The following is a 9,535-nucleotide window of genomic DNA, read 5'->3' on the forward strand; positions in this document are numbered from 1 at the left end:
TCATCGATAGCGTTCCCCGCTTGCCTGGCCAGCGCCCTGGCGATCATGCATCCAGCGCACAACCAAGGAGTGACGATGAAAGTCCGCGACCCCCAGGAGATCCGCTCGTTCCTGCACCAGCAAGTCGAGCTCTGGAACGCAGGCAGGAAGCAGGAGATGTTCGACCTGTATCGCCGCATGGTGCCTGGCCGCATGACGATCGAGTACATCGGGCTGCCGGTGATGGAGGGCTGGCAGGCGCTGGAGGACATGTGGCAGCGCTTCGCCGGCAAGGTGCACATCGACGTCAAGGAGGTGATGGTGACGGGCAACGAAGCCGCGTGCTACCACCACAACACCACCATCGGCGCCGGCACCCCGCCGCGGCCCAGCATCGAGCTCTACCGCTTCGATGGCGACGACGTGCAGATCCGCTACTTCTTCACGCCGCAATCCTGAGCCGTGCCGTGACCGACACGACGACACAGGACAACAAGCGCGTCGCCGCGGCGTTCCTGCACGCCATCGAGCGTGGTGACACGCCGGGCCTGCAGGCGCTGCTGGCCCCGGGCTTCAGCTGGTGGGTGGCAGGCTGGGGCGAACGCAGCCGCCAGGCCTTCCTCGACGCCGTGTCGCGCACCATGCGAGCCTTCGACGAGCGCCGGGTGACACCCACGGGCGTCACCGCCGAGGCGGACCGCGTCGCGGTCGAGGCACAGGGCCACTTTGAGCGGCCGGGTCTCGTCTACCGCAACACGTACCACTACCTGTTCATCGTCCGCGACGGCCTGATCGCCAGCGGACGTGAGTACTTCGACACGGCCGCTGCCGCGGCCGCGTTCGGACCTCCCCCTGACGGAGCAACACCATGAGCGACACCAGGACGCCCGAGGCCATCGTGCGCCGCTTCATCGATGCCTTCCGCGAAAGCTGGCCGCAGGACCTGGACGCGGCGCTGGCACCGCTGGCCGACGACGCCTACTACCAGATCGCGGTGCCGGCCTTCGCACCGGTGCGCGGCCGCGACGCGATCAAGGCGGAGCTGGAGCTGATGCGCCATAGCGTCACCGACCAGAAGCACGACATGAAGGCTGTGGCAGCCAGTGGCAATACCGTCTTCACCGAGCGCTGCGACTGGTCCTTCCGTAACGGGCGCTGGGTGCCGGTGCCGCTGGTGGCGGTGTTCGAGCTCAACGATGCTGGCCAGATTACCGCGTGGCGCGAATACCTCGATCCCGGCCATGTGGCCAAGCTGCACGGCATGTCCATGGAGGCCTTCCGCGAGTCGCTGGCCGCTTGACAGCACGCCCGGTACAGCGATCCACCACGCCCTCCATACGATGAACTCCGTAGCAAGATCCGCCCACGCCGGCATGCCCAATGAATTCCTGCGCGGCTGGCGCATCGTGCTGCTGGCCCTGGCGGGCGCCGCAACCACGGCCAGCGTGACGTTGCTCTATGGCTTCGGCACGTTGGTGGTGCCGCTGGAGAAGGCTTTTGGCTGGAACCGCGGCAACCTGCAGTTCGCCATCAGTTGCCTCTCCGGGGGTGTGGTCGTGGCCAGCCAGCTCGCCGGCTGGCTGAACCTGCGCTGGGGCATGCGGCCGGTGGCATTGCTGTCGCTGTTGGCCATGCCGCTGGCGCTGTTGGCGACCACGCTGGTGCAAGGCTCGATCGGATGGCTCTACCTGGCCTTCTTCCTCGTGCCGATCGCCGGCGTGGGTATCACCTTCGTGACCTGGACACAGTTGGTGAGCCAGTGGTTCGAGGTCCGGCGCGGCCTGGCGCTGGCGCTGGTGCTGTGCGGCTCGGGCCTGTCGGCGGCGCTGTTGCCGCCAGCGCTGACCTGGGCCATCGACCGCTGGGATTGGCGTGCCGGGTTCATCGTGCTGGGCGCCCTGCCGCTGCTCATCACCCTGCCGCTGGCCTGGAAGCTCTTTGTTCCCACGCCGCCCGGCGCCTCGACGGCCACCGCCGCGGCAGCAGCCCGGGCGCCACGGCAGGCGTCCGCAACGTTCCGGGTGCACGTGCGCTCGCGCAAGTTCTGGACCCTGAACCTCGGTCTCACGCTGGTCGTGACGGCCGTGGTCGGCATGGTGACCAACACGGTGCCGCTGTTGCGCGACATCGGGCTCACAGCGGCGCAAGCCGGCAGCGTGTTCAGCGGCTTTGGCATCGCGCTCATCGCCGGTCGGCTGGCTGCGGGCTGGCTGATCGACCGCCTGTGGGCTCCCGGCGTGGCAGCCACGGCCTTGGTCATGCCGGCCATCGGCTGCCTGATGCTGTGGAGCGCGGACGCGAGCTGGACGACCATGCAGCTCACGGTCGCCGTGTGCCTTGTCGGCATCGGCGCTGGCGCGGAGTTCGATCTGTCCGCCTATCTCGTGGCCCGCTACTTCGGATTGCTTGACTACGGCCGACTCTTCGGCATCCATCTGGGCCTGATCACCGCAGGCAGCATGCTGGCGCCACTGGCGTTCGGCGCCGCGTACAAGAGCACTGGCAGCTATGGCCCGATGCTGGCGTACTGCATCGGCGCATGCTTGGCCGGTCCGGCGCTGCTGCTGACGCTAGGGCGGCAGCCCTTGCTGCAGAGCCGTTCGGCCGCCGCCCTGGAACAACCCGGCGCGGAGCCGGTGGGCTAGCCATGCGCCGCGTGCCCGGCACGCGGTGCGGCCGCCCGGGGTGGCGTGGAGGCCGCCTCCGGGTTCATCCCACTGACCGACAACAAAGGTTGCGATGTCTGTTGTAGATCCTCCCTCGTTCACTGAAGTCTGCTACGTGGTGCACGACGTCGAGCGTGCGGCCCGAGAGTGGGCACGCAACGCCGGTGCGGGCCCGTTCTACCTCATCGAGCCGCACGACCGGGCGCGGCTCTACCGCGGTCAGCCGTGCCGCGATCCGCATCGCGTGGCACTCGGCAGCCTGGGCACCACGGTGATCGAGTTCATCGAGCCGCTGGACGACACGCCCTCGATCTGGCGCGAGATCCTGGACGTGAAGGGGGAAACGGTGCACCACGTGTTTCCGGACATTCGCCTGATGCCGCCAGGCGAGTACGACCGCCGCTTCGCTGCGCACCGCGCGGCCGGGCTTGAAGTCGTGTTGACCGGCGAGGTCGAAGGCATCGGCCGCCATGCCTTCTTCGATGCGCTTGCCAGCATGGGCTGCTTCATCGAGCTGCTGGACGTCGGGGAACGCCTGTGGCAGTTCACCCTGGCGCAGTACCGGGAGCACCAGCGCTTCGACGGTCAGCGGCCCCTGCGCGACATGTCCGAGCTGCTGGCCGCACGGGTCTGCCCGTAGGCCGCGTCATTGACGCAGGCCTCGCCAGGCCGGGTCCCGCGCGCGCAGATCAATGCGCAAGCCCGTCGTCTCGCTGCGGCGGCAGGCCCAACCGCTGCCGGTACTGCACCGGCGTAAGCCCGGTGGCACGGCGAAACGCGTCACTGAAGGCGGCGGCACTGCGAAAGCCGCTGCGATAGGCCACCTGCTTGATGAGCAGTGCCTCGTCGCCGAGCAGCACCTTGGCACGCGCAATATGCACCGTCGCCACATAACTGCGCAGGGTGTGCCCGGTGGTCTTCTTGAACACCGACGAGAGTTCGCGTGCTGACAACCCGCAGGCATCGGCCAGCGCCGACAGCGACGGGCCCGACGGTTCGGCACAGGCCTCGATCGTCTCCTGGATCAGGTTGAGCTGCTGGCTGCTCAGCCGACCGCGTGGCGCCGCCGGCACGCCGCTGCCCGGCACGCAATGCCGGTGCAGCTCGATCGCCAGCATGGTCAGGAGCGCACTGGTCTGCAGCGGGCTGGCGAACGAAGGCGCCGTCATCTCCTGCACCAGCCAGCGCATGCACGCGTGCACCCGCTCGTTGTGCATGTCGATCAGCAGCGTCGGGTCGGCCGCGTCCCAGCACCAGTCGATGCCCGCGAGCAATCCCAGGCGTCGCGGTTCCATGACACACACCACCGAGCGACGGCGCCCCGCCGTCCAGCGGACCGACACCTCGGTGTCAGGCGGCATGAAGTTCAGCCTGCCCGTGGAGCGCTCCGCCCCGTCCACGCCGCACACCACGTAGCGGGTGCGCTCGTCTTCGGGACAGGGTGCCGACTCGTTGAGCTCGACCAGGCAGTGCGCCTTGGACAGCACCCGGATCGAGCCCGGCTGCTGCCAGTGGATGTCCTGCACCGCCACCTCGTACGCGCCCTCCGCAAGGTGCGCGCCGATCACCTTGATCGGCGCCAGCCGGTCCATCAAGGGCTTGAGTTCCGCCGTCTGCATGCGCGTGTGTTCCCTGCCGCCGGATCCGTTCCGGCCTGTCCAAATTTAGACACTAAAAGTGTTTTAGTTCAACTTCGGGACTACCCGTGTTGGCGCCCCGGGGCCGGCACACGCTGCGCGTGGCCCGCCAACCCGCCGCTAGAGCAGCATGCCAGCTCGGCGGCCCAAGCCCTGGCAGCATCGGCGCGCCGGTATCAGTCCAGCACCGCGTCGACGCGGGCCGTGCCGGTCGACGAGCGGCGCAACAGCAGCAGCATCGGCAACAGCAGCAGCGCCATGACCAGCAGTACTTGGAAGTCGCCGACGTAGGACATCATCATCGCTTCGCGGCTCACCACGGCATTGAGCGCCGCAAGGCCTTCGGCGGTGGACGGGCTCAGGGCCGCAGGCAGCTCGTGCACGGCCGGATTGGATAACGTCACATGAGAGGACAGGTCATGATGCGCCTGGGCAGATCCCCGCGTCAGCAACACCTGCACCATGGCAATGCCGATGCTGCCTCCAATGTTGCGCAACAGGGCGAAGATCGGCGTGCCCTCCACGGCCAAGTTTGGTCCCAATGTGGCGAAGGTGACCGCGCTCAGCGGCACGAAGGTCAGGCCCAGGCCGATGCCCTGCAGCACACCGGAGATGATGAACAGCGAGCTGTCCATGTCCAGCGTGATGCGCGTCATCTGGTACAGCGACAGCACGACAAGCGAGATCCCGACCGCCATGATGGCGCGTGCATCGAAGTAGTGCAGCAGGCGGCCCACCAGCATCATCGTCGCCATCGTGGCCAAGCCACGCGGCGCGATCACTTGCCCGGTGAATTGCACCGGGTAGCCCATGAGCCCCTGCAACAGGGAAGGTAGCAGCGCCAGCGTCGCGTACAGCAGGATTCCGACGACGAACATCAGCACGTTGCCGACGACGAAGTTGCGATCCCGCAGCAGCGCGCGGTTGAGAAACGACTCGCTGGGGGTGGTCCAGGTATGGACGACGAAGCAGGCCAGGGCGACGGCCGCGCCAGCGGCCTCCAGGCGGATCTCCGTGGCATCGAACCAGTCCAGGTGCTCGCCCCGGTCAAGAAAGAGCTGTAGCAGCGCCACCGCAAAGCTCAAGCTCACGAAGCCGAAGAGGTCCAGCCGCTCTTGCGAGGGACGGCTCTCGGGCAGGTAGCGTGCGATGCCGTAAAAGGCCAGCGCGCCCACCGGGAGATTGATGAAGAACACCCAGCGCCAGTTGGCCTGCTCGGTCAGCCAGCCCCCCAGCAGCGGTCCGAGAATCGGGCCGACCATGGTACCGGCGCCCCACAGCGCCATGGCCTGGCTGACCTTTTCCTTGGGGTTGATGTCCAGCAGCACCGCTTGCGACAGCGGCACGAGCGCCGCGCCGAAAAGGCCCTGGAGCACTCGCGCGGCGACCACCTGCCACAGGGCCCCGGACATGCCACAAAGCAGCGACGCCAGCGTGAACCCCACCACCGAGACAAGAAAAACCTGGCGGCGTCCGTAGCGCATGCACAACCACCCCGTGAGCGGCGTGGCGATGGCCGTGGCGACGATGTAGGAGGTGAGCACCCAGCTGATCTGGTCCAGCGAGCTCTGCAGGCTGCCCTGCATGTGCGGCAAGGCCACGTTGGCAATGGTGGTGTCCAGCGCCTGCATGACCGTCGCGAGCATCAGCGACAGCGTGACCATCCCGCGGTGCTGCACGACCGCGGCCGGGGTGCTCATCTCGGACGCGCCTTATGCGAAACGGCGCGCGTGCGGGGAAACGGTTGCCACGATCTTGGCGTGCGGACCGCTGAGCTGTGCGGCCCACGCCTGGGCCGCCTGATCCAGCGTGTAGTCGGCGTATTCCAGCGCGATGCCGGGGCTGCGCGCCAGCTCGAGCAGCCGCTCCCAGATGGCGCGCCGGTCGGCCGGCGGGCGCTGGCCGGTGCCCACGGTGGACAGGGTGCGGAACAGCAAGTCGGCCATGTCCAGCTGGATCTGGCGTCCTGCCCCGGTACCGACGGTCATGATGCGAGCGCCCCAGCGCGTGGCCTTGAGCGAGGACAGCAACGGCTGGCCGCACACCAGGTCGAGCACCACGTCGAAGCCGCCATTGGACGCCTCCTTCAGCGCGGCGACATCGTCTGCGCCGCCGAGCTGGACCACGGCGTCCGCGATGCCGCGCTCCTGCAGCCGGACCAGGGCCGGTTGCGAGCGTGCGGCGCCAACCACGCGCCCGGCACCGAAGTGGCGTGCCAGCTGCAGCGCAATCTGTCCGAGCGTGCCGGTGGCACCCAGCACCAGCACGTTCTCGCCCTTCTGGATGTGCGCCTGCTCCAGCGGCACGATGGCCCCCGTGGCGGCAATGCCCATGGAAATGGCCGTGCGATCGTCCACGTCGTCGGGCACCTCCCACACCTCCTCGGCAGGTACCAGCGTACGCTCGGCCCAGGCGCCAAAGGGCTGCACCGAGCGCTCGCCGAAGTACACGCGCCGGCCGTCCGACACGCGCCGGCCCACACCCTCGCCCCGGATCACGCAGGGAAAGCTCACGCCCAGGCGGTACGCGCCCAGCGTGTCCCAGCCGCCCAGGCCGGCAGTGTCCACGTCGATGAGCACGGCACCGTCCTGCGCCGTGGGCTCACGAAACTCTCCGACCTGCGGCGCTGCGCCGCGCTCGGTGATGATGGCTGCTTTCATGGAGTCTCCTGCCTTACTCTTTGCTCTCGGGCACCGCCGCGGCGGCAGCCTGGAAGCCGACTTTCGAGTGCGTGCCGTCGCAGAACGGCTTCTTGCTCGACGCGCCACAGCGACACAGGAACACTGCGGCGCCCGAGGTGGGCACGGGCACGTCGGCGTTGAACAGCTCGATCACGCCCTCGACCTTCAATGGGCCATTCTTCAGCGCGGTGATCTTCACGTTGCTCATCGGTTCTCTCCTCTGGTGGATTCGTCTGCGCTGCCCATGGCACGGGCTTGCCAGCCGCCGGCACCCAGCGCTGCTGCCATCAGCCAGAACAGCGTGGCCGCGCCGATGGCGCTGCCGGCCACGCCGAACAGCAGCGGCGTGAGCGCCATGGAAAGGTGCACGCTCATCGAGCGCACCGCCATGGCCTCTCCCTGGCGCTCAGGCGGCGCGATGTCATGCACGCTGGCCAGGATGGCAGGCTGAATGGTGCCCAGTGCCAGGCCCAGCACCGCGGCAGCCACGCCCATGGCCCAGGCGCCCTGCAGCAGCGGGAACGCGGCGTACACGAACGCCACGGCCGACAGGGCGCCAACCATCATCAACCGCCGCGAGAGCCGGTGCGCCAGCAGCGGAATCAGCAGCCGCACGCCCATGGAGGCCATCGCGTAGGCCGCCAGCACGCCGCCGATGGCCGAGGCGCTCAGACCGTGGGCATGGCCGACGATGGGCAGCGCGAAGCCAAAGACGTCCCAGCTTGCCGACACCAGCCAGTTGATGAACAGCAGCCGCCTGAAACGCGTGTCGCGCAGCAACTCCCACGCCGGGCGCGGGCGCGCAGCGGCCGCGTCGGCCACCCGGCCTGTTTCACGCGGCACTGCCTGCGCCACCACCAGCGTGGCAGCGGGCAGGACTGCCAGCGCGGCGAAGGCCGCCCGGAAGCCCAGCGCGTCGATCAGCGTGCCGGCCAGCAGTGGTCCTATCAGTCCGGCGACAGCCGGGGCCAGCGCGATCCAGCTGAAGATGCGCATGCGCTCGGTGCGGTCGTGCGCCAGGCGCCCGCCTGTGCGCTGGATCGCCACCATGCCGAAACCCGATCCCGCGCCGCACATCGCGGCGGCCAGGCACAGCACGAGATAGTGGCCGGAGACCGCGGCCGCAAGCGCGCCGAGCAGCGACAGCGTGCCTGCCAGGTGCACGGGCCGGTGGTAACCGTGCCGGTCGGCCATGCGTCCTGCGGCCACGGCCAACAGGGCCGGGAAGACGGCGAACAGCGCCAGCAGCACGCCGACGGACCACTCTCCCTGCCCCGCACCCAAGGCCTGCAGTGGCGCGGCCATGCGCACGCCCTGCGTGCAGGCGTGCAGGCCGACTTGGCAGGTGATGAGCGCCAGCAGCGCTGCGCTGAAGCTCTCGCGCGCCGTGCGCCCTGGCTTTGCAGCTTCGGTTCGCTCCATTCAGGCCTCGCAGGGCTTTGCCGCCACGTGCACGCGCGGGGGCCACAGCACGGTCCCGATGGCGAGCACGATGAGTCCCACGGCCACACCGTCCTGCCAGTGCAGCCGCTCACCCAGCAGACCGGCCCCGGACAACAGCCCGAGCACCGGGATCATGCAGATGCTCACGCTGGAGGCCACGGGCGGCAGCGCGCGTGCGAGCTGGAACCACGCCGCATGGCAGAAGCCAAAGATCAACACCGCGTTGTAGATGATGGCCCACCATTCCAGCGCCAGGGGCGCTCGCCAGCGCGGCGCCTCGGTCAGCGCCGCGATGACGCACACGACGAGCGTGGTCAGCGCCGTCATCCAGAAGGCGATGGCCAGCGTGGGTGCGGGCAGCTGCGAGCGGCGCAGCTGCTGGGTGCCCAGTGCCCATACCGCCGTCGAAGCCAGCAACGTCGCCGCTGCGCCCACGGCACCGCTCAGGCGTGCCACCTCGTGCCACAGCAGCAGCAGCACGCCCGCACCTGCCGCCGCGACCCCCAGTGCCTGACGCGCGCCCAGACGCTGGCGCCACAGGGCCATGCCCCACAGCGCCGAGAACACCGGCATGGTATAGCCCAGGATGGCGGCCCGACCGGAGCTCAGGTGCGGCAGCGCCAGCATGAGCCCCACGTGCCACACCACCATGTTCGTCACCGCCAGCAGTGCCAGCTCGCCCCAGTGCCGGCGCGGCACGGCGAAAGGCACCTGGAGCAGTCGCAGGCCCAGTGCCAGGCACGGCAGCCCCAGCAGCATCGACAGCGCACGAAAGCTCATCGGCGGATACGTCGTCACGGCGGCCTTCATCACGGGCCAGTTCAGGCCCCAGAAGAGCGTGAGCAGCACCAGCGCGAAGGCTTGGTTCCGGGTGAGCCGAACCATGGCTCAGGGCACCGTCCGCCCGACGCTCGGTGCCTGCACCGGCTCGCCAGGCCAGCCGGCCCGCGCGCGAGCCAGGGACTCAGGCACGGCACCATGCGCTTGCCGGGCCCGGCAAGCCGGCACTGCCTGCGGCCAGGCAGGGATCACGTCGCAAGTGCCATGCAGGGTCATCACGCAGCCGTCGCCGCCGGTTGCGTGGCGGGCCGGCCGAGCTTGGCCGGGTCCAGGTGCAGCAGCTCGCAAG

The 9,535-nt window shown here is 69.0% G+C and carries 11 protein-coding genes; 5 read left to right on the top strand and 6 right to left on the bottom strand.

Going from position 1 to position 9,535, the window contains the following annotated elements; genetic code table 11:
- The first annotated feature begins 75 nt into the window (after positions 1 to 75).
- The 5 genes from ALA01S_RS34080 (at position 76) to ALA01S_RS23045 (ending at position 3,285) form a co-directional block, all read left to right on the top strand.
- On the top strand, positions 76 to 438 hold the full coding sequence (locus ALA01S_RS34080; RefSeq protein WP_066341487.1) for a Cif family virulence factor: 363 nt from the start codon (positions 76 to 78) through the stop codon (positions 436 to 438).
- Between the two features lie 8 nt (positions 439 to 446).
- Positions 447 to 851 (top strand): nuclear transport factor 2 family protein, encoded by a 405-nt coding sequence (locus tag ALA01S_RS34085; protein WP_066341489.1) that lies wholly within the window; start codon positions 447 to 449, stop codon positions 849 to 851.
- A complete protein-coding gene (locus ALA01S_RS23035) occupies positions 848 to 1,279 on the top strand; it encodes a nuclear transport factor 2 family protein (protein ID WP_066341490.1) in 432 nt (143 codons plus the stop codon). Before ALA01S_RS34085 ends, ALA01S_RS23035 begins: the two co-directional genes overlap by 4 nt.
- Positions 1,280 to 1,385: 106 nt before the next feature.
- Complete coding sequence (locus tag ALA01S_RS23040; RefSeq protein WP_238455912.1) at positions 1,386 to 2,624, top strand: MFS transporter; 1,239 nt, start codon at positions 1,386 to 1,388, stop codon at positions 2,622 to 2,624.
- A gap of 94 nt (positions 2,625 to 2,718) precedes the next feature.
- The gene (locus ALA01S_RS23045; RefSeq protein ID WP_084267845.1) at positions 2,719 to 3,285 is read left to right on the top strand and encodes a VOC family protein; all 567 of its coding nucleotides are present in this window, start codon (positions 2,719 to 2,721) and stop codon (positions 3,283 to 3,285) included.
- Positions 3,286 to 3,334: 49 nt separating this feature from the next.
- Here ALA01S_RS23045 and ALA01S_RS23050 read toward each other — a convergent pair whose 3' ends face one another.
- The 6 genes from ALA01S_RS23050 to ALA01S_RS23075 all read right to left on the bottom strand — a co-directional run bounded on the left by ALA01S_RS23050 (position 3,335) and on the right by ALA01S_RS23075 (position 9,291).
- Positions 3,335 to 4,264 carry a helix-turn-helix transcriptional regulator gene (locus tag ALA01S_RS23050; protein WP_066341497.1) on the bottom strand — a complete coding sequence of 310 codons (930 nt, stop codon included), beginning with the start codon at positions 4,262 to 4,264 and terminating at the stop codon, positions 3,335 to 3,337.
- Between the two features lie 194 nt (positions 4,265 to 4,458).
- The gene (locus ALA01S_RS23055) at positions 4,459 to 5,982 is read right to left on the bottom strand and encodes an MDR family MFS transporter (RefSeq protein ID WP_066341499.1); all 1,524 of its coding nucleotides are present in this window, start codon (positions 5,980 to 5,982) and stop codon (positions 4,459 to 4,461) included.
- Positions 5,983 to 5,994: 12 nt separating this feature from the next.
- Positions 5,995 to 6,942 carry a quinone oxidoreductase family protein gene (locus ALA01S_RS23060; protein ID WP_066341501.1) on the bottom strand — a complete coding sequence of 316 codons (948 nt, stop codon included), beginning with the start codon at positions 6,940 to 6,942 and terminating at the stop codon, positions 5,995 to 5,997.
- A 13-nt stretch (positions 6,943 to 6,955) separates the two neighbouring features.
- Positions 6,956 to 7,171 carry a CDGSH iron-sulfur domain-containing protein gene (locus tag ALA01S_RS23065; RefSeq protein ID WP_066341504.1) on the bottom strand — a complete coding sequence of 72 codons (216 nt, stop codon included), beginning with the start codon at positions 7,169 to 7,171 and terminating at the stop codon, positions 6,956 to 6,958.
- The gene (locus tag ALA01S_RS23070) at positions 7,168 to 8,385 is read right to left on the bottom strand and encodes an MFS transporter (RefSeq protein ID WP_066341506.1); all 1,218 of its coding nucleotides are present in this window, start codon (positions 8,383 to 8,385) and stop codon (positions 7,168 to 7,170) included. The genes ALA01S_RS23065 and ALA01S_RS23070 overlap by 4 nt, the downstream gene beginning before the upstream one ends.
- A complete protein-coding gene (locus ALA01S_RS23075) occupies positions 8,386 to 9,291 on the bottom strand; it encodes a DMT family transporter (protein WP_066341507.1) in 906 nt (301 codons plus the stop codon).
- Positions 9,292 to 9,535 lie beyond the last annotated feature (244 nt).

This window comes from Azohydromonas lata NBRC 102462 (assembly GCF_001571085.1).
GTDB classification, from domain to species: Bacteria; Pseudomonadota; Gammaproteobacteria; order Burkholderiales; family Burkholderiaceae_C; genus Azohydromonas; species Azohydromonas lata.

Coding starts and splice junctions, on each gene's coding strand:
- ALA01S_RS34080 (WP_066341487.1), top strand. CDS start 76: ATGAAAGTCCGCGACCCCCAGGAGATCCGCTCGTTCCTGCACCAGCAA.
- ALA01S_RS23035 (WP_066341490.1), top strand. CDS start 848: ATGAGCGACACCAGGACGCCCGAGGCCATCGTGCGCCGCTTCATCGAT.
- ALA01S_RS23045 (WP_084267845.1), top strand. CDS start 2,719: ATGTCTGTTGTAGATCCTCCCTCGTTCACTGAAGTCTGCTACGTGGTG.
- ALA01S_RS23050 (WP_066341497.1), bottom strand. CDS start 4,264: ATGCAGACGGCGGAACTCAAGCCCTTGATGGACCGGCTGGCGCCGATC.
- ALA01S_RS23055 (WP_066341499.1), bottom strand. CDS start 5,982: ATGAGCACCCCGGCCGCGGTCGTGCAGCACCGCGGGATGGTCACGCTG.
- ALA01S_RS23060 (WP_066341501.1), bottom strand. CDS start 6,942: ATGAAAGCAGCCATCATCACCGAGCGCGGCGCAGCGCCGCAGGTCGGA.
- ALA01S_RS23065 (WP_066341504.1), bottom strand. CDS start 7,171: ATGAGCAACGTGAAGATCACCGCGCTGAAGAATGGCCCATTGAAGGTC.
- ALA01S_RS23070 (WP_066341506.1), bottom strand. CDS start 8,385: ATGGAGCGAACCGAAGCTGCAAAGCCAGGGCGCACGGCGCGCGAGAGC.
- ALA01S_RS23075 (WP_066341507.1), bottom strand. CDS start 9,291: ATGGTTCGGCTCACCCGGAACCAAGCCTTCGCGCTGGTGCTGCTCACG.